Origin of the sequence: Streptomyces coffeae, from assembly GCF_016741875.1 — a bacterium.
Taxonomy (GTDB): Bacteria; Actinomycetota; Actinomycetes; order Streptomycetales; family Streptomycetaceae; genus Streptomyces; species Streptomyces coffeae.
This window is the reverse complement of record NZ_JAERRF010000016.1, coordinates 40,328-65,889: the sequence shown is the minus strand read 5'-3', so window position 1 is coordinate 65,889 and position 25,562 is coordinate 40,328. Positions and strand designations below refer to the sequence as shown.

Here is a 25,562-nt window from a genome sequence, read left to right as displayed (position 1 = left end):
CCACGCCTTGGAGGGCGCGCCGGTCAGGCGCTCAGCAGGGCCGGGGCGGCGGCGCGGGACTCGTCGTAGCGGTGGAGCAGGAGGCGGGCCAGTTCGGGGGCGGGGCCGAGGACACCGGCGAGGAGGTCGGCGCCCGCCTCGCGGGCGCCGTGGGCGATGCGGTCCGGGAGGCGACCGGGGGCGATGACGTACGGGGCCACGGCCACGCGCCGGACGCCCTCGGCGCGCAGCGCGCGCACCGCGTCCTCGGTGCGGGGAAGGGAAGCGGAGGCGAACGCGGGTCGCACGGCACACCATCCGGTGTGCCGCCACTCCCGCGCGATTTCAGCGATCACCGCGATCGCCTCCGGGTCGGTGGAGCCCGCCGAGGCCAGGACGACCCCGGTCGAGTCTCGGTCGGCCGGGCGCAGACCGGCCTGGTGCAGCCTGCGTTCCAGCGCGTCGGTGAGCAGCGGGGACGGGCCCAGCACCGCGGTCTGCCGGACGGTCAGCCGGGGGTGTAGGGCGGTGGCCTCGCGCAGTACCGCGGGGATGTCGGACTTGGCGTGGAAGGCGCGGGTCAGCAGCAGGGGGAGCGCGGCGATGTCCGTCACGCCCTCGGCGGCGAGCCGGGCCAGGACCTGGCCCACCCGGGGCGCGTTGAAGTCCAGGAAGGCCGCCTCCACCCGCAGCCCCGGCCGCAGCGACCGTACCCGCGCGCAGAGCGCGTCGACGGTCGCCGCGTGCCGGGGGTCGCGGCTGCCGTGGGCGATGACCAGCAGGGCCGGGGACGTGGCGGACATCAGTGGGCGCTCGCCAGCAGACCGCGGCTGCGCAGCACGCGGCGTTCGATCGGGGCGAAGACCAGCAGCTCGATGGCGATGCCGACGACGAGGATCAGGGTGATGCCGAGCAGCACCCCGGCCATATCGGAGTTGTTGCGCTGGTTCTCCAGGTACTGGCCGAGTCCGAGCCCGAGTTCGGGTGACTTGGCGATGATCTCGGCGGCCATCAGCGAGCGCCAGGAGAACGCCCAGCCCTGCTTGAGGCCCGCGACATAGCCGGGCAGCGCGGCGGGCAGCAGGATGTGCCGGGCGCTGACCAGACCGCGGGCGCCCAGGGTGCGTCCGGCCCGCAGGAACAGCGGGGGCACCTGATCGATCCCGGCGACCAGGCCGTTGGCGATGGAGGGCACCGCGCCGAGCAGGATGACGGTGTACATCATCTGGTCGTTGAGGCCCAGCCAGATCACCGCGGGCGGCACCCAGGCCACCGAGGGCAGCGACTGCAACCCGGACAGGATCGGGCCCAGCGCGGCGCGGACGAACTTCACCCGGGCCACCACCAGCCCCAGCGGGGTGGCGATGGCCAGCGCGATGAGGAAGCCGAACAGTCCCCGCGAGACGCTGGTCCAGATGATGTCCAGCAGCTCGCCCTGGAGCCACAGCTGCCGCAGCGCGTCCCAGACCAGGCCCGGGTCGGGCAGCTTGTAGTCGTCGGTGACCTTGGCCACGACCAGCAGCTTCCAGATGACGACCACCAGGGCGACGGCCACGATCGGCGGCAGCACCTTCTGCACCAGCACCTCGGTCGGCGAGGTGCGCCGGATCTGCACGGTGTCCAGGGCGTCGAGACCGGCTTCCAGGCCCTCCATGTCCTGGGCGTCCTTCTTCCGGGACGCGGCGATGCCGGTCGCGGTCGTGCCGGTCGCGGTCGTGTCGGTGGCGTCGGTCGCGCCGGTGGTCTCAGGCCCGGCCATGGCGGCGGATCTCCCCACGCAGTTCTTCGGTGATCTCTATGGACAGGTCGGCGACGGCGGCGTCCTCGATCCGGCGCGGCTGCGGAATGTCCACCGCCCAGTCGCGGACGACCCGGCCGGGGCGCGAGGACAGCAGCACCACGCGCTGGGCCAGCCGGACGGCCTCACGGACGTTGTGGGTGACGAACAGGACGGACACTCCCGTCTCGCTCCAGATCCGGGTCAGTTCGTCGTGCAGCACATCGCGGGTGATGGCGTCGAGCGCGGCGAACGGCTCGTCCATCAGCAGCACCCGCGAGTCCTGCGCCAGCGCGCGGGCCATCGCCACGCGCTGCCGCATCCCGCCGGACAGCTCGTGCACCCGCTTGCCGTAGGAGCCGCCGAGCCGCACCAGCTCCAGCAGCCGTTCCGCCTCGGGCCTGCGGTCGGGCCGGGGCACCCCGCGCAGCCGCAGGGCGAGTTCGATGTTCTTGCCCGCGGTCAGCCACGGGAACAGGGCGTGCTCCTGGAACATCAAGGCCGGCCGGCCGCCGGGGACCTCGATGGTCCCGGCGGTCGGCTTGTCCAGATTCGCGATCAGGTTGAGCAGGGTCGACTTGCCGCAGCCCGAGGCCCCCAGGATGCAGACGAACTCCCCGGGCCGCACCGTGAGGTTGATGTCGTCGAGGACGGGCTGTACGGCGCCGGCCCGGCCGAACGCCTTGTGGACGTGGTCGATGCGTACTGCCGGGTCCGCGGCGATCGTCGCGGCGGCGCCCGCCGGATGGGCCTTCTCGGTGGTCAGTGCCGGGGACATCCGGTCACCTCCTGGTGGGTGCGTAACGGCGTACCGTGCGTACGGGGAGCGGGCGGGCTACTGGGTACCGAGTCCGGCGGCCGACACCGTCGGCTTGCCCTCGGCCTTGAGGACCTTGTTGAGCAGGGTGAGGTCGTAGATGCCCTTGAGGTCCGGCTTCTCCAGCAGACCCGCCTGGACCGCGTGGTCCGCCTCGGTGTTCAGCGTCCGGGCCAGCGGGTCATCGGTGACCTGGATGCTCTTCCACGCCGGGTCGATCACCTCCGGCGGCAGCGGCTTGCCGGTCTCCGCCTCGAGCGCGGCGTTGGCCGCCTTCTTGGCCTGACCGGGGTTGGCCTTGATCCAGTCGTTGGTCTTCACCGAGCCGCGCAGCACGGCCTCGACGACCTTCGGGTGCTCCTTGAGGAACGACTGCTTGACGATCAGGTTGGTGATCACGAACTTCTTGTCCGGCCACAGCGAGGACTCGTCGAGCAGCACCTTGCCGCCCTCGGCGACCAGCTTGGAGGCGGTCGGCTCAGGCACCCACGCACCGTCGATGGCACCGGACTTGTAGGCGTCGGGGGTCACCTTGTTGTCGGAGCGGACCACCGACACATCGCCCTTGCCGCTCTGGGCGTCGACCTTCCAGCCCTTCTTGGCGATCCAGTTGAGGAACGCCACGTCCTGGGTGTTGCCCAGCTGCGGGGTGGCGATCTTCTTGCCCTTGATGTCGTCCTCGGACTTGATCTTCTTCGGGTTGACGACCAGCTTGACGCCGCCCGAGACCGAACCCGAGATGATCTTGAGGTTCTCACCGTGCGACTTCACATAGCCGTTGATGGACGGCGAGGGGCCGATCCAGCCGATGTCGATGGAGCCCGCGTTGAGCGCCTCGATCTCCGAGGGCCCGGCGTTGAAGACAAACGGCTGCGCCTGGGTGCCGCCCAGCGCCTGCTGGATCTGACCGCCCTTGCGCAGCCCCACCAGGGCGGTGGCATGGGTGAGGTTGGCGAAGTAGCCGATCTTCACCTTGTCCAGCCCGTCGACCTTCTTGCCGCCCGCGGCGGGGAGGGCGGAGGCCCCCTGGTCGTCGTCCTTTTTCTGGGACCCGTAGCCGCAGGCGCCGAGCGCGCCCATCAGCAGCGGGAAGACGGCGGCTGCCGCGAGGAGCCGGATGCGGCGGCGCGGGAGTCCGGCTGGTCGGGAGGGGGCAAGGCGGTCGGCGTACGACACGGGAGGTGTTCCTCTCGCAGGGCCGGGCTGCGTCAGAGGACGCCCGGCAGTTCGCAAGGTCTTCGGATCCGGTGGAGCGGAGCAGGGGACAGCGGCATGGGGCCACGCATCAGCACGCACATCGCCCGACCCCTCCCTGGCCGCTGCCTCGGGCGCCGCTGCCGACGCGGCCGCCCTCCTTCGCGAAGGTCGAGAACGCTTCTCCGGCCATGATCAGAAATCCCACCCGTCGTCCTCGGACTCGTCCTTGACGGGCTCGGGGGAGGCGAACGACTCGCCGACCATGCCCGCGGTGAGCGTGGTGCCGTCGCTGGGGTCGATGAGGATGAAGGAGCCGGTGCGGCGCGAGTCGGCGTAGGAGTCGACCGGCAGCGGTTCGGCGGTGCGGATCTTCACCCGGCCGATGTCGTTGGCGACGAGCTGTCCCGGGTGCGGGTGCAGGGACAGGTCGGACAGCGTGAGCCGGGACGGGATGTCCTTGACGATCGCCTTGACCGTGCGGGTCCCGTGCTTGAGCAGCACCCGGTGGCCGACGGTCAGGGCCTGGTCGGCGACGTGGCACACGGTCGCCTCGATGTCCTGCGTGGTCGCCGGGGCGTCCTTGCTGGGCACGATCAGGTCGCCGCGCGAGATGTCGATGTCGTCCTCCAGCAGGAGGGTCACCGACTGCGTGGTCCAGGCGACGTCGACCGGCTCGCCCAGCAGCTCGATGCCGGAGATCCGCGACGCGCGGCCGGACGGCAGCACCGTCACCGCCTCACCGACGTGGAAGGAACCGGCGGCGATCTGGCCCGCGTAGCCCCGGTAGTCCGGGTGCTCGGCGGTCTGCGGCCGGATCACGAACTGCACGGGCAGGCGCGCGTGGCAGTGGCTCAGGTCGTGGCTGACCGGGACCGTCTCCAGGTGCTCCAGGACGGTCGGGCCGCCGTACCAGTCCATGGTGGCGGACGGCTCCACCACGTTGTCGCCGGCGAGCGCGGAGATCGGGATGGCGGTGACCTCGGGGACGCCCAGCTCGGTCGCGTACGCCGTGAACTCCTTGGCGATCGCGGCGAAGACGGGCTCCTTGTAGTCCACCAGGTCCATCTTGTTGACGGCCAGCACCACGTGCGGCACCCGGAGCAGCGCCGCGATCGCGGCGTGCCGGCGGGTCTGCTCGACGACGCCGTTGCGGGCATCGACGAGGATCACCGTCAGCTCGGCGGTGGAGGCGCCGGTGACCATGTTGCGGGTGTACTGCACATGGCCCGGGGTGTCGGCGAGGATGAACCGCCTGCGCGGGGTGGCGAAGTAGCGGTAGGCCACGTCGATGGTGATGCCCTGCTCGCGTTCGGCGCGCAGGCCGTCTGTCAGCAGCGCGAGGTCCGGGGCCTCCTGACCGCGGTTGCGGGAGGCGTGCTCCACGGCCTCCAACTGGTCGGCGAGGACCGACTTGGAGTCATGCAGCAGCCGGCCCACCAGAGTCGACTTGCCGTCGTCGACGGAGCCGGCCGTGGCGAACCGCAGCAGGGTGGTGGCCGAGAGCTCCTCGGTCGTGATCGTGCTCATGCTCAGAAGTACCCCTCGCGCTTGCGGTCTTCCATCGCGGCCTCGGAGAGCTTGTCGTCGGCACGCGTGGCGCCGCGCTCGGTCAGCCGAGACGCGGCGATCTCGGTGATGACCTGCTCCAGGGTCACCGCGTCGGAGTCGACGGCGCCGGTGCAGGACATGTCGCCGACGGTGCGGTAGCGCACCTGCCGCTTCTCGACGGTCTCGTCGTCCTTGGGCCCGCCCCACTCGCCGGCCGTCAGCCACATCCCGCCGCGCTTGAACACCTCGCGCTCGTGCGCGAAGTAGATCTCCGGGAGCGCGATGTCCTCGCGGGCGATGTACTGCCACACGTCCAGCTCGGTCCAGTTGGAGAGCGGGAAGACACGGACATGCTCGCCGGGTGCGTGCCGGCCGTTGTAGAGGTTCCACAGCTCGGGGCGCTGGCGGCGCGGGTCCCACTGCGAGAACTCGTCACGGAGGCTGAACACCCGCTCCTTCGCGCGGGCCTTCTCCTCGTCGCGCCGTCCGCCGCCGAAGACCGCGTCGAACTTCTCCGCCTGGATCTTCTCGGTCAGCGGCAGCGTCTGCAGCGGGTTGCGGGTGCCGTCCGGGCGCTCCTTGAGTACACCGCGGTCGATGTAGTCCTGCACCGACGCCACGTGCAGCCGCAGGCCGTGCTCGGCGACGGTGCGGTCCCGGTAGTCGATGACCTCGGGGAAGTTGTGCCCGGTGTCCACGTGGAGCAGCGAGAAGGGCACCGGCGCCGGGGCGAACGCCTTGAGCGCCAGATGCAGCATGACGATGGAGTCCTTGCCGCCGGAGAACAGGATCACCGGCCGCTCGAACTCGCCCGCCACCTCGCGGAAGATGTGCACCGCCTCGGACTCCAGCGCGTCCAGGTGCGACAGCGCGTAGAGGTCGCCGCCCTCGGCCGCACCGGCGCCGTTGATCGCAGCCACGGTCGTCATGCTGTGCCCCTTTCGCTCACTTCTCCGCCCGCGCGGCGCAGAGGCGCGGGTATCGCTGCCGTGTGCGGGCCGCTGGCCGCGCGGGCGTCGCTCACAGCAGTCCCCTCTCGCTGAGCAGCGACCGAAGCGCCGCCGCGGATTCCTGTACGCCCTGCTGGTGCGTCTCGATGCGCAAGTCCGGGTCGGCCGGGGCCTCGTACGGGTCGTCGACGCCGGTCAGCCCCGAGATCTCGCCTGCCGCCTGCTTGGCGTAGAGCCCCTTGACGTCCCGCTCCGAGCACACCTCGACCGGGGTGGCCACATGCACCTCCAGATACGGGGTGCCCTCCTTCTGGTGGCGACCGCGCACCGCCTCGCGGCTGTCCGCGTACGGGGCGATCACCGGGACCAGCACCTTCACTCCCTGGGAGGCCAGCAGTTCGGCGACGAAGCCGATCCGCTGGACGTTGGTGTGCCGGTCCTCGCGGGAGAAGCCGAGCCCCGCGGAGAGGAACTCACGGATCTCGTCGCCGTCGAGCACCTCCACCCGGTGGCCCTCACCGCGCAGCCGTTCGGCCAGGGCGTAGGCGATCGTGGTCTTCCCGGCGCTGGGCAGGCCGGTCAGCCATACGGTGGCTCCGGTGTGCAGGGGCGCGCTCATCTCGTTCTCCTGGTCGACAGCCATCAGCCGTGCAGCCCGCATTCGGTCTTGGTGCTCCCGGCCCAGCGGCCGGAACGTGCGTCCTCGCCCTCCAGCACCCGCCGGGTGCAGGGCGCGCAGCCGACCGACGGATAGCCGTCCATCAGCAGGGGGTTGGTGAGCACCCCGTGCTCGGCCACGTACGCGTCCACATCCGCCTGCGTCCAGCGGGCGATCGGCGAGACCTTGACCTTCTGCCGCTTGGCGTCCCAGCCGACGACCGGGGTGTTCGCCCGGGTCGGGGACTCGTCGCGGCGCAGCCCGGTGGCCCAGGCGTCGTACCCGCGCAGCCCCTCCTCGAGCGGCTTGACCTTGCGCAGCGCGCAGCACAGGTCGGGGTCGCGGTCGTGCAGCTTCGGGCCGTACGAGGCATCCTGCTCGGCCACCGTCTGGCGCGGGGTGAGCGTGATGACGTTGACGTCCATCACGGCGGCCACCGCGTCCCGGGTGCCGATGGTCTCGGGGAAGTGGTAGCCGGTGTCGAGGAAGACCACATCGACACCGGGGAAGGCGCGGGAGGCCAGATGGGCCACCACCGCGTCCTCCATCGAGGAGGTGACGCAGAACCGCGGACCGAAGGTGTCGGCCGCCCAGCGCAGGATGTCCGGCGCCGGGGCGTCCTCCAGTTCGCGGCCCGCCCGCTCCGCGAGCGTCTCGAGATCGTCTGTCTGCTCAATCCGGGTCATATCGACGTGCCCCCTTCTCCGGCCGGTTCGCGCCGCAGGCCCTTGGCCAGCAGCCCGAGGAACGACAGCCGGAACGCGCGATTGCAGGAGGCGCATTCCCACCCTGCGCCCTTCCCGTGGGAGGTCCCCTCCTCGGAGGGGCGCAGGTCCTCGTCCCCGCAGTACGGGCAGTAGAACGGCGCCGCACGCTCACTCATGACAGCGCCTCCTCACCGGCCCGCGCGGCCCAGGTGGCGAACCGCTCGCCGTCCTCGCGCTCCTCCTGGAAGCGGCGCAGCACCCGCTCGACGTAGTCGGGCAGTTCATCGGCGGTGACCTTCAGACCGCGCACCTTGCGGCCGAAGCCGGGCTCCAGGCCCAGCGCGCCGCCCAGGTGCACCTGGTAGCCCTCGACCTGGTTGCCGTTCTCGTCCATGACCAGCTGGCCCTTGAGACCGATGTCCGCGACCTGGATGCGGGCGCAGGCGTTGGGGCAGCCGTTGAGGTTGATGGTGATCGGCTGGTCGAATTCGGGCAGCCGCCGCTCGAGTTCGTCGATCAGCGTGGAGCCGCGGCCCTTGGTCTCGACGATGGCCAGCTTGCAGAACTCGATACCGGTGCAGGCCATGGTGCCGCGGCGGAACGGGGACGGCTTGACCTGGAGGTCCAGCGCCTCCAGCCCGGAGACCAGCGACTCCACCTGGTCCTCGGCCACATCGAGCACGATCATCTTCTGCTCGACGGTGGTGGTCAGCCGGCCGGAGCCATGGGCCTCGGCCAGATCGGCGATCTTGGTGAGGGTCGAGCCGTCGACCCGGCCCACGCGCGGGGCGAAGCCGATGTAGAAGCGGCCGTCGCGCTGGCGGTGGACACCGATGTGGTCACGCCACTGCTGGACGGGCTGCTCGGGTGCGGGCCCGTCGCTCAGCGGACGCTTCAGGTACTCGTCCTCCAGCACCTGGCGGAACCTCGAAGGGCCCCAGTCGGCGACCAGGAACTTCAGCCGGGCGCGGTTGCGCAGCCGCCGGTAGCCGTAGTCGCGGAAGATGGCGACGACCCCGGCCCAGACGTCCGGGACATCCTCCAGCGGGACCCAGGCGCCGAGCCGGACACCGATCTTGGGGTTGGTGGACAGACCGCCGCCGACCCAGAGGTCGAAGCCGGGGCCGTGCTCGGGGTGGCGCACACCGACGAACGCCACGTCGTTGATCTCGTGGACGATGTCGAGGACCGGGGAGCCGGAGACCGCGGACTTGAACTTGCGCGGCAGGTTGGAGAACTCCTTGCTGCCGATGTAGCGGCGGTGGATCTCCTCGATGGCGGGGGTGCCGTCGATGATCTCGTCCTCGGCGATCCCGGCGACCGGGGAGCCGATGATCACGCGCGGGGTGTCACCGCAGGCCTCGGTGGTGGACAGCCCCACGGCCTCCAGCCGCTTCCAGATCTCCGGAACGTCCTCGATCCGGATCCAGTGGTACTGGATGTTCTGCCGGTCGGTGATGTCCGCGGTGCCGCGGGCGAACTCCTGTGATATCTCGCCGATGACGCGCAGCTGCTCGGTGGTCAGCCGTCCGCCGTCCACCCGGACCCGCATCATGAAGTGCGTGTCGTCCAGCTCCTCGGGCTCCAGTACGGCGGTCTTGCCGCCGTCGATCCCGGGCTTGCGCTGGGTGTACAGACCCCACCAGCGCATCCGGCCGCGCAGATCGGCACCGTCGATCGAGTCGAAACCGCGGTGGGCGTAGATCGTCTCAATGCGTGTCCGCACATTGAGACCGTCGTCGTCCTTCTTGGTCTGCTCATTGCCGTTGAGCGGGGTGAAGTGCCCCGCGGCCCACTGGCCTTCGCCGCGGTGGCGTCCGGCCTTGCGGCGGGTTGATGCGCTAGCGCGTTCCGGGGTGGCGGCCATGGCGGTGGGTGTCCTTCTGAGCGGCTCTGGTGCGGCGGATGGTGCTCGCGCGCACCCTCTGACCTGCGATTGCGCGCAGGCGGGCACGGCGCTTCGGCGGTACCGGGTGCGGTGGTGCGACGGTGGAGGTCCCGCGGGTGCGCCCGCCCACGTCGTCGGGGGCGGTGGCTGGGGCGTCGGGGACTGTGGGGTGCTGCCCGGGGCTTTGAGGGGCCCTGAGAGATGCGGGTCAGCCCGCCGGACAGATCGCGCTGGACATGCGACCGAGGTCGACGTGGCGTCGACTCACCAAGGCAATTCCAGCTCGAGACATGGAGGAAGCGTGGCACGGTGGTCTCCGGGGAGTCCACCGCTATCCACTATCTGGACGAGAGTGTCTTGTATCGCGAGACGATGTGGGGTGGGTCACGCCTCCGTCTCGGTCTTGATGTCAAAGATCCGGAAACCGCGCCGCTGGTAGTTGTCCCGTGCGTGCGGCCCGTCCTTGGTGCAGGTGTGCAGCCACACCCGCTTGGTCGGCGGCTGTCCCGGCAGCCGCTCGCCCTGGTCCCAGGCGCGGCGGATGCCCCAGGTGAGCAGATGCCCGCCGATCCGGCGACCGCGGAAGGCGGGCAGCAGCCCGAAGTAGGTGATCTCGACCACGCCCTCGTCCTGGCGCTCCAGCTCGATGTACCCGGCCGGGGTGCCGCGCTCGTACGCCACCCAGGTCTCCACGCCGGGCCGGTCCAGGAACTCCTCCCAGCGCTCACGTGACCACTCCAGCCGATCGGTCCAGGAGACATCGGCGCCGACGGAGGTGTACAGAAAGCGGCTGAATTCCGGGCTCGGCACCTCCGCCCGGACGATCCGTACCCCCGCGTCGGCGGCGGGCTCCCGCGCCGGGCTGAGATCCGCGGGCGAGGTCTGTTCCAAGGACCACGTGGTCACTGTGATGCTCATGGCGGACAGACAACCACGGACCGGCCCGCCCCGGGGTGCCGGGGCCGCGGCTGGTCCGGGCCCGCGCGTCCGCCCGGTTGCAACGCGGCGCAACCTTTGCGCCGGTCCGTATCCGGAACGGACAGTGAGCACGGCGGGCGGAGGGCGGTGCCGAGTCGGCGCGGCATCCCCTCCGCCGACGCAACCGGCACGGGACACCGCTGCCGACGCACGGGAAGGTCGCCGTACGGGCAGGCGGGAACCCGCCCGATACGGTGAGAAGGTGCAGCCAGCAAAAGAACTGTCCAAGCCATCCGGTCGGCTCCACAAGGCCCGCGCCCTCTATCGCAACGTCTCCAAGCGCAGGATGGTCTGGCTGCTGCTCAAGGACACCGTCCACTCCTGCATGGAGCACCGGGTCACCGGGCTCGCCGCCGAGGCGGCCTTCTTCACCCTGCTGTCCCTGCCTCCGCTGCTGCTGGGTCTGATCGGTCTGCTCGGCTACTTCGACGCCTGGACCGACACCGGCACGGTGGCCACCATCCGGCAGAACATCCTCGACGCCTCCGGGACCGTCCTGTCCGACAAGGGCGTCAAGGAGATCGCCCGGCCCCTGCTGGACGACGTCATCGAGGGCGGCCGCCCCGACGTCATTTCGCTCGGCTTCGGTATCGCCCTGTGGTCCGGATCGCGCGCGGTGAATGTGTTCGTGGACACCATCACCATCATGTACGGGCTGGAGGGGCGCCGCGGGATCGTCAGGACCCGGCTGCTCGCCTTCCTGCTCTACCTGGTCGCGCTGGTCGTCGGGGCGGTGGCGCTGCCGCTGATGGTCGTCGGCCCGGAGGCGGTGGTGGACCTCTTCCCGGCCAGCAGCGATCTTGTGCGGGCGCTGTACTGGCCCGTGGTGATCCTGCTGTCCGTCGCCTTCCTCACCACGCTGTACCACGTGTCGGTGCCGGTGCGCTCGCCCTGGCGCGAGGACATCCCCGGTGCGCTGGTGGCCCTCACCATGTGGGTGCTCGGCAGTTTCCTGCTGCGTATCTACCTGGTCCACACCGTGGAGGGCCCGACGATCTACGGTTCGCTGGCCGCGCCGGTCGCCGTGCTGCTGTGGATCGGTGTGTCCGCCTTCGCGGTGCTGGTGGGGGCGGCGGTCAACGCCGCGATCGACCGGGTCTGGCCGTCGGTGGCCACCGCCGCCGGACGCGCCGAGCAGGCCGCCCGCGTCCGGGAGCAGGCGGTACGGTCGCGTGCGCGGGAACAGCGCACGGCGGACGACGGAGCGGCGGAGATCACCCCGCCGTCGGAGTTCCCCGAGCGCTGGGCCCAGTTCCTGCCGCACGCCGACATCCGGGCCCGGCTGCACGCCAGGCGGGAGTCGGGGGAGCGGACCGCCGGGAAGGGCGCCGAGCGCGGCGCCGCGAAGCCCGCGGAGCAGATTACCGAGCAGACCGCCGAGCAGACCGCCGAGCAGACCGCCGAGCAGACCGCCGAGAACGGCGCCGAGCGGACGAGGCGCGCGGAGAAGTCCGAGCGCGCGCCCCGGCAGGGCACCCGGCGGCCGGAGGCCGACACCGCGGCGGACGGTTCCGCGGAGACCACGGCGGACGGCGGCCGCCGCGCCGGAACGCCCCCGCGGTAGGGCCCGACGGACCCTGGCCCCACCGTCGACAGACGAGACGATCCGTCTTGCCAGTCCGACCTGCCCCGTGTATGTTCATGGCGTCTAGCGAGACGAGCCGTCTCGTATTGAGGTCGAGAACTCCAGGAGCCGCATCTCCATGACCGCCACCCCCGCCGCAGGCCGCGTCTGGTTCATCACCGGTGCGAGCCGGGGACTGGGCCGGGCCTTCACCGAAGCCGCCCTCGCGGCGGGCGACCGCGTTGTCGCCGTCGCCCGCACCCTCACCACCCTCGAGCCGCTGGCCGCCGAGCACGGCGACCGGCTGCTCGCCCTCCCGCTGGACGTCACCGACCGCGCGGCCGTCCACACCACCGTCGACACGGCCGTCCGTCACTTCGGCCGCCTCGACATCGTCGTGAACAACGCCGGGTTCCTCGCCATGGGAATGGTCGAGGAGTTCGGCGAGGCCGAGGCCCGCGCCCAGATGGACACCAACTTCTTCGGTGCCCTGTGGGTGAGCCAGGCCGTCCTGCCCACCCTGCGTGCCCAGGGCAGCGGCCATATCGTCCAGATCTCCAGCATCGGCGCGCTGGGCGGCTACCCCCTCACCGGGCTCTACAGCGCCAGCAAGTTCGCCCTGGAGGGGATGAGCGAGGCGCTGGCGGCGGAGGCCGCCGCCTTCGGCGTCAAGGTCACCCTCGTCGAGCCCGGCGGCTACTGGACCGATCTCTACACCACCGGTCTGGTCGCCACCGAGCCGATGGATCTCTACGCGCCCCTGCGCGCCGAGTTGGAGAAGCAGTTCGCCGAGTCGTCCATCGACAGCCTGCCGCATCTTGCCGCCGAGGCCGTGATGAAGCTCGTGGACAGCGACGACCCGCCGCTGCGGCTGCTGCTCGGCAGCGCCGTCTACGACATGGCCTTCGACATCTCGCGGAAGCGCATGGACACCTGGGCGGCCTGGGAGGAGACCAGCCGCGCCGCCGAACGGGGCGTCGAGGCTCCCGAAGGCTACGGAGCCCCCGCCGCGGACGGAGGGTGACCCTCCGAGGGCACCCGGAAAAATCCGTGGTGCCGACCCGGCCGCCGGACTACAGTGAGCCCGACCCGATCCGGCGGCCGCCGGCCGGCCCGTGATCCGACGAGGAGAGAAGGAGGTGTGACCCGATGGCTGTCTTTGCGATGGGCGCTGCCCGCAACCAGGAGTTCATCACGTCCACCTCCGTGGCCTCCGGCTGATCCCACGTCATATCCCCGTGCCGCAACGGCACGCGCCGGGGCCACCCTTGTGAAGGGTCACCCCTTGTCATCCTCTTTCGCTTCGTCGTCTTCTTCGTTCACCACCTCTGACCCGCTCGCCCCGTACGGCTGGGACGAGGGCTGGGAGGCCGCCTTCGCCCCGTACGCCGAGCAGGGGCTGCTGCCCGCACGGGTGCTCCGGGTGGACCGCGGCCAGTGCGATGTCATCACCCCCGCCGGTACGGTCCGGGCCGACACCGAACTGGTCACGCCCCATGACCCGATGCGGATCGTGTGCACCGGTGACTGGGCCGCCGTCGACCCCGACGGCGATCCGCGCTATGTGCGGACGCTGCTGCCGCGCCGTACCGCCCTGGTGCGCTCCACCTCCTCCAAGCGGTCCGACGGACAGGTGCTGGCCGCCAACGTCGACCACGCGGTCATCGCCGTCTCCCTCGCCGCCGAGTTCGACCTGGGCCGCCTCGAGCGGTTCGTGGCCCTGTCCTGGGAGAGCGGTGCCCAGCCGGTGGTCGTCCTCACCAAGGCCGACCTGGTGCCCGACCCCGCCGCCCTGGCCCATCTCGTCGACGACGCCGCGACGGCCGCGCCCGGGGTCCAGGTGCTGCCCGTCAGCTCCGCGACGGGGGAGGGGGTGGACGTCCTGTCCGCCGTTCTCGCCTCCGGTACCGCCGTGCTGCTCGGCCAGTCGGGCGCGGGCAAGTCCACCCTGGCCAACGCGCTGGTCGGGGAGTCCGTCCAGGACGTCCAGGAGATCCGGGACAGTGACGGCAAGGGCCGCCACACCACGACCACCCGCGATCTGCTGCCCCTGCCCTGGGGCGGTGCGCTCATCGACACCCCGGGGCTGCGCGGGGTGGGGCTGTGGGACGCCGGAAGCGGTGTCGCCCAGGCGTTCGCCGAGATCGAGGCGCTCGCCGAGGAGTGCCGCTTCCACGACTGTGCCCACCGCACGGAGCCCGGGTGCGCGGTACTCGCCGCCATCGACGACGGCTCGCTGCCGCACCGGCGGCTGGAGAGCTACCGCAAGCTGCTGCGGGAGAACGAACGCCTCGCGGCCCGGACCGACGCCCGGCTGCGGGCCGAGATCCGGCGGGACTGGAAGCAGAAGCACGCACTCGGCCGCCACATGATGGAACGCAAGCGCGGACCGCTGCGCAAGCCCTAACGGGACCTTCGGCGTTGCCCCGTGCCCATCGCGGCACGGGGCAGTCCCCCCGCCGTACCGCGGAACGGCCCGGGATGCCGATTCGGGTGGATCCACGTGGTAACTCGAGACCAGGATGGTCCTGAGGTGCCACAGGTCGATCACACCGCCGGATTCGGCAGAGAGCGGGTTGCGATGAACGACGCCATGGACGAGTACGACGTCGTGGTCCTGGGCGCGGGCCCGGTCGGTGAGAACCTGGCCGACCGCGCCCGCGCCGCGGGGCTCTCCACGGCCATCGTGGAGAGCGAGCTGGTCGGCGGCGAATGCTCGTACTGGGCCTGTATCCCCAGCAAGGCGCTGCTGCGCCCGGTCATCGCCCGCGCCGAGGCGCGCCGCGCCTCCGGGCTGCGCCAGGCGGTGGGCGGCCCGCTGGACAACGCCGCCGTATTCACCCACCGTGACTCCTTCGTCTCGGACTGGAAGGACGACGGTCAGGTCGGCTGGCTGGACTCGGTCGGTATCGATCTGATCCGCGGCAAGGGGCGGCTGACCGCACCGCGCCAGGTCACCGTCACCGGCCCGGACGGACAACAGCGCGTGCTCACCGCCCGGCACGCGGTGGGCATCTGCACCGGCAGCCGGGCCGCCCTGCCGGATCTGCCCGGACTCGCCGAGGCCCGCCCCTGGACCAGCCGCGAGGCGACCAGCTCGGCCACGGTGCCGCGGCGGCTGGCGGTGGTGGGCGGCGGGGTGGTCGCCGTCGAGATGGCCACGGCGTGGAACGCCTTCGGCTCCGAGGTGACCATGCTGATCCGCGGCTCGGGGCTGCTGGAGCGGATGGAACCGTTCGCGGGCGAGCTGGTCGCCGAGGCGCTGACCGAGACCGGAGTGAAGATCCGCACCGATACGTCGGTGACGGACGTACGGCGGGACGGCACGGACGGAACCGTCACTCTCACCCTCGAGGGCGGGGAGACCGTCGAGGCGGACGAGGTCCTCTTCGCCACCGGCCGGGCACCGCGCACCGAGGATGTGGGCCTGGAGACGATCGGACTGCGGCCGGGCAGCTGGCTGGACGTGGACGACACCCTGCGGGTGCGCGATGTGCCCGGTGGCTGGCTGTACGCCGTGGGCGATGTCAACCGCCGCGCGCTCCTCACCCATCAGGGCAAGTACCAGGCCAGGATCGCGGGCGCGGCGATCGGCGCGCGGGCGCAGGGCGTTCCGCTGCTGGAGACCGACCGCTGGGGCGCGCACGCGGCGACCGCGGACACCGCCGCCGTACCGCAGGTGGTCTTCACCGACCCGGAGGTCGCCGCGGTCGGGCTGACCGCGGCCCAGGCCGAGGCCCAGGGGCGCAGCGTCCGGGTGGTCGACTACGACATCGGCCAGGTCTCGGGCGCGGCGCTCTACGCGGACGGCTACCGGGGCCGGGCGCGGATGATCGTCGACCTGGACCGGGGTCATCTGATCGGGGTCACCTTCGTGGGACCCGGGGTGGGGGAACTGCTGCACTCGGCCACGGTGGCGGTGGCGGGCGAGGTGCCGGTGGAACGGCTGTGGCACGCCACTCCGTCCTTCCCGACGATCAGCGAGATCTGGCTCCGGCTGCTGGAGGCGTATCGCGGCTGAGCGCTCCGCGGGAAGTGCCGCGAGGTGCCGTCGTGTGTCTGCGGCTGCGTCGTGGCCGGTCGCGCCCACGCGGCGGAGCCGCATATCGACACAGCCCCGCACCCCTTCGGGGCGCAACCGAACCACACCGGATGTCAGCGAGGCCGATGGGCGGCTGGCGGCTGGCGGGTGACGGAGTGCGGCGGTGCGGCGGGGGCTCGGGGCTCCCGCCGCACCGGGGTGCGCGCGCCGGGGCGCCCTTGCTCACTGCCATACGCCCCCGGTCCGTTCCTGATGGGGCCCATGAGGCCCATGGCGCTCAGTGCAGGACAACCGCCGCCAGCCAGCCGCCCGCGACCAGCAGACAGGCGAACAGCTCCACCAGCACACTGATGCCGATCGCCCGCATCACCGTCCGCGTGGACAGCCAGGCGTCCCCGTGCCCGCCCAGCCGGTGCCGCTCCGCGCCGTAGATCCCGGCCACGAAGCCGACGGGCGCGCCGATGACCGGGATGACGAAGAAGCCGACGATGCCCGCGATCCCGGCCAGCAGAAACGTCCGGCGGGTGATGCCCGCCCCGCGCATCCGGCGGGCGGGCAACAGCCATTTCACGGCCTGATCGAGCAGCAGCAGCGCGGTCGCCCCGACCAGCAGGGCCCAGGCCGGGCCGGTCTTCTCGGTCAGCGACCACCACAGCACCGCGGCCCACACGATGACCGGGCCCGGCAGACCGGGTACGACCACGCCGACCAGGCCCAGCAGCATGACCAGGCCGCACAGGACCAGCTGCCATGTCGCCATATCCCCAGGCTGCCGGAAGCGGCGGCCGGACGGCCATCGACCGCGGCGTGGTGTTGCGGTGAAGCCTCCCTGTGGACAATGTGGGGATGAGCCAGCAGGGGGACAAACCCGGTCACGAGGACGACTGGTGGCGCGAGTTGTACGACCCGTGCCGGGCCGACGCAGGGCCCGCCGCGGCGACGGACACCGTGGACGACCGGTTCGACTCGGCCGCCCGCACGCTCGGCTGCCGCCCCGGCGGCACCGGGCAGCGGCCCGCCGCGGGGGCTCCGTGGCGGCCGCGGGAGGAGCCGGGCGGTGCCGCACCGGGCCCGGACGCCGCGGAGGGAGATGGCCCGCAGGGGTGGCGATCTCCCGGCGGCGGTGAAGGGCCCGGCGCCGCACCGCCCTCTCCCGCCCCTACCGCGCCGTCTTCCCTCGCCCGTACCGGATCCGCCCGTACCGGACCGGCCTCCGGAACGGACTCCCCTGGAACGGACACCCCCGGAACGCGTCCTTCGGCCGTATCACCCCCGATCCCCTCGCCCGCCAAGCCCTCCGCCCCGCCCCCATCCCCGTCCCCGTCCGGCGCGCCCCCCGCCGACCCCGCCCGGCCCTGGCGGACCGCCGCGGCCGGATTCGTCGGGAGCGGACCGCCCACCTACGAGGCCGAGCCGACCACTCTGCCCGTCGCCGACCCCGAGGAACTCGGCGATCTTGTGCCCGACACCGTGCTGGACGGCGCCCGCTACGGCACCTTCACCCTCCGGGCCGTCTCGCTGCGCGGCGACTCCGCCCGCTACCGCGGGGATCCCCGGCGGGACGCGCTGCTGACGGCACGGTTCGGGACCGGTGACGGCGCCCTGGTCCTGGCGGTCGTGGCCGGTGGCGTACGGGCGGCCCCCAGGGCGCAGCAGGCCGCGCGCGAGATGTGCGACTGGATCGGCGCGGCGGTCGGCCGCAGCCGCGTCCGGCTGGCCGACGATCTGCACACCGCCGACCGCGGCGCCCTCAAGTCCGGGCTGCACCGGCTGACCGCCCGCGGCTACGGCAGACTGCGCGCCCGTGCCACCGTGCTCGGCCTGGACCCGGCCGAGTACACCGTCTCGGTGCGCTGTCTGCTGCTGCCCGCCCATCCGGCCTGCCGCACCCGAGTGTTCTTCGGCGCGGGCGGGGGCGGGCTGTTCCGGCTGCGCGAGGGCGGCTGGCAGGACCTGGAACCGACGCCGGGGGAGGGGGACACCGTGGGCGGGCCGGTCCCCGGCTACGCCGACCGGCGTCCGCCCGTGGGCGCGCCGCCCCCGGACGCGGACGGCCCGCCCGCATCCGCAGCGGACCCGGCCTCCGCACCTGACACCCCGCCGGACGCCCCGGTCGGCGGACCGTTCCTCTTCCGTACGTCCGTCGCCCGTCCGGGCGACACCCTGCTGCTCTGTGGTGAGGGCCTCGCCGACCCGCTGCGCGGCGAGGCCGCGCTCGCCGACCACTTGGCCGAACGCTGGGCAACGGCCGAGCCGCCGGGGCTCGCCGCGTACCTCGCCGACGCCCAGACCCGGGTGAAGGGCTACGCCGACGACCGTACGGCGGTGGCCGTCTGGGAGGCGTGAGCGCGCCGTCCATGGGTTGATGTACAGGGGTCGACGAACCCCGGCAACCCAGGGCGGAAGGGACGAGGCGCGCGATGGGCAAGCAGACGGTGGCGGAGCAATGCGTGGACATCCTGGTGCGCGCCGGGGTGCGGCGGCTGTACGGGGTGGTCGGCGACAGCCTCAACCCCGTGGTGGACGCGGTCCGCCGCAACGCCGCCATCGAGTGGATCCAGGTCCGGCACGAGGAGACCGCCGCCTTCGCCGCGGGCGCCGAGGCCCAGCTGACCGGCACCCTCGCCGCCTGCGCGGGCTCCTGTGGCCCCGGCAATCTCCACCTCATCAACGGGCTCTACGACGCCCATCGCTCGATGGCCCCGGTCCTGGCCCTCGCCTCGCACATCCCCAGCAGCGAGATCGGCACCGGCTACTTCCAGGAGACCCACCCCGACCAGCTGTTCCGCGAGTGCAGCCACTACTGCGAACTGATCTCCAGCCCCCAGCAGATGCCGCGGGTCCTCCAGACCGCCGTCCAGCACGCGATCGGCCGCGGCGGGGTCAGCGTGGTCACCCTGCCCGGTGACATCGCCGCCCGACCGGCCCCCGAGCGCGCCGAGGAACACGCGCTGGTGACCTCCCGGCCCACCGTGCGCCCGGGAGACGCGGAGATCGACGAACTGGCGCGCATGGTGGACGCGGCGGACCGGATCACGCTCTTCTGCGGCAGCGGCACCGCCGGGGCACACGACGAGGTGATGGAGTTCGCCGAGCGGGTGAAGGCACCGGTGGGCCATGCCCTGCGCGGCAAGGAGTGGATCCAGTACAACAACCCCTTCGACGTGGGGATGAGCGGACTGCTCGGCTACGGCGCGGCGTACGAGGCCACCCATGAGTGCGATCTGCTGATGCTGCTGGGCACCGACTTCCCCTACGGCGCCTTCCTCCCGGACGATGTGACCACCGTGCAGGTCGACGTACGCCCCGAACACCTGGGCCGCCGCTCCAAACTGGACCTCGCGGTGTGGGGCGACGTCCGCGAGACCCTGCGCTGTCTGACGCCGAAGGTGCGCCCCAAGACCGACCGCCGCTTCCTGGACCGGATGCTGAAGAAGCACGCGGAGGCGCTGGAGGGCGTGGTCCGGGCGTACACCCGCAAGGTCGAGAAGCATGTCCCGATCCACCCCGAGTACGTGGCCTCGATCCTGGACGAGGAGGCCGCGGACGACGCCGTCTTCACCGTGGACACCGGGATGTGCAACGTCTGGGCGGCCCGCTATCTGACCCCCAACGGCCGCCGCCGGGTGATCGGTTCGTTCACCCACGGCTCGATGGCCAACGCGCTGCCGCAGGCCATCGGCGCCCAGTTCCTGGACAGCCGCCGCCAGGTGGTGTCGATGTCCGGCGACGGCGGATTCACCATGCTGATGGGCGACTTCCTCACCCTGGTCCAGTACGACCTGCCGGTGAAGGTGATCCTGTTCAACAACTCCTCGCTCGGCATGGTCGAGCTGGAGATGCTGGTGTCGGGGCTGCCCGCGTACGGCACCACCAACCACAACCCGGACTTCGCGGCCCTCGCCGACGCGGCCGGGGTCTACGGCGTCCGGGTGGAGAAGCCCAAACATCTGCGGTCGGTGCTGCGGGACGCGCTGCGCCGCAAGGGGCCCGCGCTCGTGGACATCGTCACCGACCCCAACGCACTGTCCATCCCGCCCAAGATCAAGGCGGAGATGGTGACCGGATTCGCGCTGTCGGCCAGCAAGATGGTGCTGGACGGGGGCGTCGGCAGGATGGTGCAGATGGCCCGCTCCAATCTGCGCAACCTGCCGCGCCCCTGATCCGGCCCCGCCCCGCTCAGCCGCGCACGGGTGTCAGCCGCAGGGTGAGGATCTGGTGCGGCCGCAGGGCCAGGCGCAGCCCGGCCGCGCCGGTCGCCGCCGGCCGCAGCGGACGCTCCAGCAGATCGGTCACCTCCGCCCGGGTCACCGGGAAACCGGTCACCAGCGTGCCCACCGCCCGGCCGCCGTGCGATGCGTACAGCCGCACCACCACATCGCCGCTGCGGTCCTCGGAAAGCTTGACCGACTCCACGGTGATCGCCGGATTGTCCACCGACACCAGCGGGGCCAGGGCCGGTGGACCAGAAGGCAGCGCGCGTAGTGGCAGGTTCAGCGCAAGCCCCTCGGCCACCGCGTCCCCCACATCAGCGCCCGGCAGCAGGGCGTAGCGGAAGTGGTGGGTGCCGAGGTCGGTCTCCGGGTCCGGGCTGTGCGGGGCGCGCAGCAGGGTCAGCCGTACGGTCGTGCCCAGCACCTCCCGCTCGTCACCGTCGCCCTCGGGCACCGGGTGCGCGGTGCGGGTCACATCGTGGCCGTAGGTGGAGTCGTTGAGCAGCGCGGCCCCGTACCCGGGCTCGGCCACCCGCAGCCAGCGGTGGGCGCAGATCTCGAACCGGGCCGCGTCCCAGCCGGTGTTGGTGTGGGTGGCGCGGTCTACATGGCCGAACTGGATCTCCGCGGTGGACACCCGGGCGTGCACATCCAGCGGGAACGCCGCCTTGAGGACCTTCTCCGACTCCTGCCAGTCCACCTCGGTGGCGATGTCGAGACGGCGGCTGCCCGCGGCCAGGGTGAGGTCCTGGACCACCCGTGAGGAGCCGAAGGAGCGCACCACCCGCACCGTGGCGCGCAGCGGTCCGGACTCGGTCAGCTCGACATGCTCCGCGTCGGTGAGATCGGTGCGGGTGCGGCGGTAGTGCCGGTCGATGTCCCAGGCGTCCCACTGGTTGGGGTGGTCGGGGTGGAGCTGGAGCAGATTGCCGCGGGCGCCGGGCGCCAGCACCTCGCGGCCCGCGTCCAGGTCCAGCACCGAGGTCAGCAGCCCGTCGGCGTCGATGGTCACCCGCAGCCGGTCGTTGTCGAGCACGATGCTGTGGCCGTCGCTCAGCGCGGTCACCCCCGGTTCGCCCCGGGTGGCGGCGGCCGGAAGCGCCGCGGCGCCCAGCCCGGCCACCCGCACCGGCACCGCCGTCCGCCCGCCACCCAGCGCCTGGGAGGGGGTCTCCGGCGGGAGGGCGGCGGCGGTCTCCGCGTCCACCACGGCCACCTCCTCGCGTTCGTACGGCGAGGCGTTGAGCACCGCGGGACCGCCACCGTCCAGCGCCGCCACCGCCGCCGCGACAATCCCCTCCAGCTCCGCGAACACCCGCTCATAGGTCTCCCGCGCCTCGCGGTGCACCCAGGCGATCGACGAGCCGGGCAGGATGTCATGGAACTGGTGCAGCAGCACTGTCTTCCAGATCCGGTCCAGATCGTCGTACGGGTAGGCGTAGCCGGGCGCGTGCAGCGCGGCCGCGGTGGCCCACAACTCCGCCTCCCGCAGCAGGTGTTCACTCCGCCGGTTGCCCTGCTTGGTCTTGGCCTGGGTGGTGTACGTGGCCCGGTGCAGCTCGAGGTACAGCTCGCCCGACCACACCGGGGCCTTGGCGCCGTACTCCCGCTCGGCCTCGGTGAAGAACACCGACGGCTTGTGGATCTCCACCCGGGGTGACCCCTCCAGCGAGCTCAGCCGCCGCGCCTTCTCCAGCATCTCGCGGGTGGGGCCGCCCCCGCCGTCGCCCCAGCCGAAGGGCACCAGCGAGCGGGTGGCGAGGCCCTTGTCGGCGAAGTTGCGCTCCGCGTGGGCCAGTTCGCTCGCGTGGAACTGCGCGTTGTAGGTGTCCACCGGAGGGAAGTGGGTGAAGACCCGGGTGCCGTCGATGCCCTCCCACCAGAAGGTGTGGTGCGGCATCTTGTTGGTCTGGTTCCACGACAGCTTCTGGGTGAGGAACCACCGCACCCCCGCCAGCTTCGCCAGCTGCGGGAAGGCGGCCGTGTAGCCGAAGGAGTCCGGCAGCCAGATCTCCTCGGTGTCCACCCCGAGCTCCTCCAGGAAGAACCGCTTGCCGTGCATGATCTGCCGGGCCAGCGCCTCCCCGCCGGGCATATTGGCGTCCGACTCCACCCACATCGAGCCGACCGGCGCCCAGTTGCCGTCCGACACGGCCTTCTTGATGCGCTCCCAGATGTGCGGCTGGTGCTCCTTGACCCATGCGTACTGCTGCGCCTGGGAGCAGGCGAAGACCAGCTCGGGGTAGTCGCCCGCGAGCGCGGTGACATTGGCGAAGGTGCGGGACGCCTTGCGCACGGTCTCGCGCAGCGGCCACAGCCACGCCGAGTCGATATGGGCGTGCCCGGCCGCCGAGACCCGGTGGGCGCTGGCGTGTGCGGGACGGCTGAGCGCGTCGGCCAGCTCGGCGCGGGCGGCGGCCGCGGTGCCCGGTACGTCGTGCAGATCGAGCGCGTCGAGCGCGTTCTCCAGGGCGCGCAGGATCTCGTGGCGGCGCGGCCGGTCCGTGGGCAGTTCGCGCATCAGCTCCGACAGCACCTCGAGGTCCAGCACCAGATGCCAGACGTGCTCGTCGAGCACGGCCAGATCCGCGGAGGCGAACCGGTACAGCGGGCGGTCCCCGGCGGTCAGGACGTCGCCCAGCTTCGTCGGCACAAAGCCGCCGCGCAGCACGGCCGGGTTGGCGGCCGCCTCCAGCAGCAGCCGCACCGGTTCACCGCCCTCCGCCGGGGCCGCGACCGGGATGTGGCGGTTGCGCGGATGGATGCCCTTCAGCGGCACCCCGTGGGCGTCGTACACCAGCCCCTCGGCCTGGAACCCGGGCCCGTCACCGGTGAAGCCGGGGTCGATCACGGCCTCGACCCGGCGCCCGGCCCACTCCGCCGGGACCGCGCCCTCCAGCCGGAACCACCAGGTCGACCAGGGGCTGCCCCAGTCGGTGCCGGTCTCGAACCGCTCGTACGCGGCCTCCAGCGCCTCACCGACCGGTACCGGTTCACCGGGCGCCCGCCAGGCGAACAGCGCCAGTGGCACCCGCTCCGGGTACTGGGCGGGCCGGATGAACTGGTTCAGCGCCCGGTCCAGGCGCCCTTCCACCAACAGTCGGTCGTCGTGCATCACGGCTCCTCGGGCTCGGCGCTGAGCGGATCACTCCTGACAGTTCCCTCGGTGTGTGGGCGGCAACACGCGGGCATGCATTCCCGTGACCGTGTTCGACGGCATTCAACGCTGGACGCCTCTCAGGGCGGCCGGGGCGGGGGAGGATGAAGCGTCAGTGTGTACGGCCGGGCAGGCTGCCGGTCGGCCGGCCGGATCCGGGGACGAAGGCTGCGGAGGCTGTCCAGGTGGAGCGTCGTGGCCCGGTCCTCGAGCGACGATTGGCGCGGGACGAGCTGGACGCGGTGGCGGAGGTCCGGGCGGAGCTGCGGCAGTTGCTGCGGCACTGGGGCGGACCGGGCCGGGCGGATCTTGCCGAGCTGCTCATCAGCGAGCTGGTGACCAACGCGCTGGTGCATACCGGCCGCGGGGCCCAGGTCACGGCCGCCCTGGAGGACGGGGCCGCCGCGCGGGTCGCGGGCCGATTACGGGTGGAGGTGCGGGACTTCGACTCCCGCCATCCGAGGCTGCGGGCCCGCCCGCCGGAGGACGCCACCTCCGGGCGCGGGCTGCTGCTGGTGCACTCGCTCGCGGACGCCTGGGGCGTACGGACGCACGGGGTGGGCAAGGCCCTGTGGTTCGAGCTGGAGGCCGACGGCGTCGTGGAGTGACGCACGGCGGCGGGCGGACGACGGCGGAGAAGTGCCCCGCCGACGCCGTCGCCCGTCCGCTTCGCCGCTCAGCGCTCAGTGCTCAGCCGAAGGCGCGCTCGATCTGCGCCAGCTTCTCCTCCAGGGAGTCCAGCCGGGGAATGGTGAGGGTGTCGTCCTCGGCGGTGAGGTCGACGGTGCGGGGACGGTCGGCTTCGGCGTCCTTGTCCTTCTCCTTGTCCAAGGCCCCGTCCTGGTCACCGAAGCCGAAGCTGAAATCCCGGTCGCGGTTCCAGTCCCCGCTGTCGGTGTCAGCGGCGGTCGCAGTCGCGGTCGCGGTCGCGGACTGGAGGGCGGGCCGGGTGGAGGACGAGGACAGCCGCGTCTGCTCGGCGGTTCCCGCCGGCTCCAGCACCTTCTCCCCTATGGCAGGCTCCGAACTCAGGCTCGCGGGCCGGTCGGTGGCGACGGAGACGTCCACCTGACGGCCGCCGCGGCGGCCCCACGCCCGGTGCTGCCGGTTGATCGCGCGGATCCGGGCCCGGTCCAGCTTCTCCTGCTCGCGCTCGCGCTTGCGGTTGTTCTCCTTCTCGCGGCGGTCCTCACGGACCTCCTCGACCGCCTCGTCCAGCGTGCGCACACCCTCCAGCAGCATCAGCGACCAGGCGGCGAAGGTCTCACGGGGGGCGCGCAGCCAGCGGACGATGCGGATCTGCGGCAACGGCCGCGGCACCAGGCCCTGTTCACGCAGTGCCGAGCGGCGGGTCTGCTTGAGCGCGCGGTCGAAGAGGACCGCGGCCGACAGCGACATGCCCGCGAAGAACTGCGGGGCGCCCGCGTGGCCCATACCGCGCGGCGCGTGCACCCAGTTGAACCAGGCCGCGGCGCCCGCGAACATCCACACCAGCAGACGTGAGCCGAGCGCCGCGTCACCGTGGCTGGCCTCGCGCACCGCGAGCACCGAGCAGAACATGGCGGCGCCGTCGAGACCGAACGGGACCAGGTACTCCCAGCCGTTCGTGAGCGCCAGGTTCTCCCGGCCGAAGCCGACCAGACCCTGGAACGAGAGCGCGGCGGCCACCCCGGCGCAGCAGAACAGCAGCACATACGAGGCCATCCCGTAGATGGCCTCCTTGCGCCGACGGCGCTCCTCGCTGCGCTCCCACGAATCCGCGGGCGCGCCGTCCGCCTTCTTCTCGTTGCGGCCGCGGGCGAGAACCACCACCGCCCCCACGACACCGAGCAGTGCCACGAGGACGGGCAGGGCCCAGCCCAGCGATATCTCGGTCAGTCTCATCCGGTGCCCCTTGCCTCGCTTCCGTGAAGTCCTGGCCGCAGTGCGGCCTACACGCGCGACATCCTGGCGGAATCCGGCCCGGCCTCGAGCGGTTTCCGGACAAGAGGCCGCCAAGTGGGCGGGGCGGCACGCGGATAGGTGCGTTACGGTTCGAACGCTCGCTCTGTGCAAGCGGCTTGATTCTATTCACGGAACGCGATCA

Annotated in this window: 22 protein-coding genes; 7 read left to right on the top strand and 15 right to left on the bottom strand. The window is 71.9% G+C overall.

Annotation, left to right across the window (positions count from 1 at the left end; translation table 11 throughout):
• Window positions 1-23 precede the first annotated feature (23 nt).
• From JK363_RS25290 to JK363_RS25240, 12 genes are all read right to left on the bottom strand, one after another.
• Window positions 24-782 carry a sirohydrochlorin chelatase gene (locus tag JK363_RS25290; RefSeq protein WP_201877532.1) on the bottom strand — a complete coding sequence of 253 codons (759 nt, stop codon included), beginning with the start codon at window positions 780-782 and terminating at the stop codon, window positions 24-26.
• Entirely contained in the window at window positions 782-1,738 is a 957-nt protein-coding gene (locus JK363_RS25285) for an ABC transporter permease (protein ID WP_201877531.1), read from the bottom strand. Before JK363_RS25285 ends, JK363_RS25290 begins: the two co-directional genes overlap by 1 nt.
• Window positions 1,725-2,534 carry an ABC transporter ATP-binding protein gene (locus JK363_RS25280; RefSeq protein ID WP_201877529.1) on the bottom strand — a complete coding sequence of 270 codons (810 nt, stop codon included), beginning with the start codon at window positions 2,532-2,534 and terminating at the stop codon, window positions 1,725-1,727. The genes JK363_RS25285 and JK363_RS25280 overlap by 14 nt, the downstream gene beginning before the upstream one ends.
• A 57-nt stretch (window positions 2,535-2,591) precedes the next feature.
• On the bottom strand, window positions 2,592-3,653 hold the full coding sequence (locus JK363_RS25275; protein WP_201877692.1) for an aliphatic sulfonate ABC transporter substrate-binding protein: 1,062 nt from the start codon (window positions 3,651-3,653) through the stop codon (window positions 2,592-2,594).
• Between the two features lie 309 nt (window positions 3,654-3,962).
• Window positions 3,963-5,297, bottom strand: coding sequence for a sulfate adenylyltransferase subunit 1 (locus JK363_RS25270; RefSeq protein ID WP_201877528.1), 1,335 nt, complete (start codon window positions 5,295-5,297; stop codon window positions 3,963-3,965).
• 2 nt (window positions 5,298-5,299) lie between these two features.
• Entirely contained in the window at window positions 5,300-6,247 is a 948-nt protein-coding gene (gene cysD, locus JK363_RS25265; RefSeq protein ID WP_201877524.1) for a sulfate adenylyltransferase subunit CysD, read from the bottom strand.
• 91 nt (window positions 6,248-6,338) lie between these two features.
• Entirely contained in the window at window positions 6,339-6,911 is a 573-nt protein-coding gene (gene cysC, locus JK363_RS25260; protein WP_201877690.1) for an adenylyl-sulfate kinase, read from the bottom strand.
• Complete coding sequence (locus tag JK363_RS25255) at window positions 6,911-7,612, bottom strand: phosphoadenylyl-sulfate reductase (protein WP_201877523.1); 702 nt, start codon at window positions 7,610-7,612, stop codon at window positions 6,911-6,913. The genes cysC and JK363_RS25255 overlap by 1 nt, the downstream gene beginning before the upstream one ends.
• Window positions 7,609-7,809, bottom strand: a complete 201-nt coding sequence (locus JK363_RS25250) for a hypothetical protein (RefSeq protein WP_201877521.1) — start codon at window positions 7,807-7,809, stop codon at window positions 7,609-7,611. The genes JK363_RS25255 and JK363_RS25250 overlap by 4 nt, the downstream gene beginning before the upstream one ends.
• A complete protein-coding gene (locus JK363_RS25245; protein WP_201877519.1) occupies window positions 7,806-9,500 on the bottom strand; it encodes a nitrite/sulfite reductase in 1,695 nt (564 codons plus the stop codon). The genes JK363_RS25250 and JK363_RS25245 overlap by 4 nt, the downstream gene beginning before the upstream one ends.
• Before the next feature lie 229 nt (window positions 9,501-9,729).
• Entirely contained in the window at window positions 9,730-9,813 is an 84-nt protein-coding gene (locus tag JK363_RS44735) for a putative leader peptide (protein WP_309471194.1), read from the bottom strand.
• A 92-nt stretch (window positions 9,814-9,905) separates the two neighbouring features.
• On the bottom strand, window positions 9,906-10,439 hold the full coding sequence (locus JK363_RS25240; protein ID WP_201877517.1) for a GNAT family N-acetyltransferase: 534 nt from the start codon (window positions 10,437-10,439) through the stop codon (window positions 9,906-9,908).
• A 346-nt stretch (window positions 10,440-10,785) separates the two neighbouring features.
• Here JK363_RS25240 and JK363_RS25235 point away from each other — a divergent pair, with 346 nt between their 5' ends.
• From JK363_RS25235 to JK363_RS25220, 4 genes are all read left to right on the top strand, one after another.
• Entirely contained in the window at window positions 10,786-12,063 is a 1,278-nt protein-coding gene (locus tag JK363_RS25235) for a YhjD/YihY/BrkB family envelope integrity protein (RefSeq protein ID WP_236076097.1), read from the top strand.
• A 139-nt stretch (window positions 12,064-12,202) separates the two neighbouring features.
• On the top strand, window positions 12,203-13,087 hold the full coding sequence (locus JK363_RS25230) for an SDR family oxidoreductase (RefSeq protein ID WP_201877513.1): 885 nt from the start codon (window positions 12,203-12,205) through the stop codon (window positions 13,085-13,087).
• Window positions 13,088-13,348: 261 nt separating this feature from the next.
• Window positions 13,349-14,470, top strand: a complete 1,122-nt coding sequence (gene rsgA, locus JK363_RS25225) for a ribosome small subunit-dependent GTPase A (RefSeq protein WP_215911272.1) — start codon at window positions 13,349-13,351, stop codon at window positions 14,468-14,470.
• A 174-nt stretch (window positions 14,471-14,644) separates the two neighbouring features.
• Window positions 14,645-16,084, top strand: coding sequence for a dihydrolipoyl dehydrogenase family protein (locus tag JK363_RS25220; protein ID WP_201877688.1), 1,440 nt, complete (start codon window positions 14,645-14,647; stop codon window positions 16,082-16,084).
• A gap of 298 nt (window positions 16,085-16,382) precedes the next feature.
• Here JK363_RS25220 and JK363_RS25215 read toward each other — a convergent pair whose 3' ends face one another.
• Complete coding sequence (locus tag JK363_RS25215; RefSeq protein ID WP_201877509.1) at window positions 16,383-16,865, bottom strand: DUF456 domain-containing protein; 483 nt, start codon at window positions 16,863-16,865, stop codon at window positions 16,383-16,385.
• A gap of 86 nt (window positions 16,866-16,951) precedes the next feature.
• Between JK363_RS25215 and JK363_RS25210 the strand changes: the two genes are divergently transcribed.
• Both JK363_RS25210 and JK363_RS25205 read left to right on the top strand, forming a co-directional pair.
• Complete coding sequence (locus JK363_RS25210; protein WP_201877507.1) at window positions 16,952-18,451, top strand: protein phosphatase 2C domain-containing protein; 1,500 nt, start codon at window positions 16,952-16,954, stop codon at window positions 18,449-18,451.
• Between the two features lie 74 nt (window positions 18,452-18,525).
• Window positions 18,526-20,268, top strand: a complete 1,743-nt coding sequence (locus JK363_RS25205) for a pyruvate dehydrogenase (protein WP_201877505.1) — start codon at window positions 18,526-18,528, stop codon at window positions 20,266-20,268.
• Between the two features lie 16 nt (window positions 20,269-20,284).
• Here JK363_RS25205 and JK363_RS25200 read toward each other — a convergent pair whose 3' ends face one another.
• Entirely contained in the window at window positions 20,285-23,434 is a 3,150-nt protein-coding gene (locus JK363_RS25200; RefSeq protein WP_201877503.1) for an alpha-mannosidase, read from the bottom strand.
• 227 nt (window positions 23,435-23,661) lie between these two features.
• Between JK363_RS25200 and JK363_RS25195 the strand changes: the two genes are divergently transcribed.
• A complete protein-coding gene (locus JK363_RS25195; protein ID WP_307821861.1) occupies window positions 23,662-24,084 on the top strand; it encodes an ATP-binding protein in 423 nt (140 codons plus the stop codon).
• An 82-nt stretch (window positions 24,085-24,166) separates the two neighbouring features.
• Here JK363_RS25195 and JK363_RS25190 read toward each other — a convergent pair whose 3' ends face one another.
• The gene (locus JK363_RS25190) at window positions 24,167-25,360 is read right to left on the bottom strand and encodes a DUF2637 domain-containing protein (RefSeq protein WP_201877501.1); all 1,194 of its coding nucleotides are present in this window, start codon (window positions 25,358-25,360) and stop codon (window positions 24,167-24,169) included.
• Window positions 25,361-25,562: the final 202 nt, after the last annotated feature.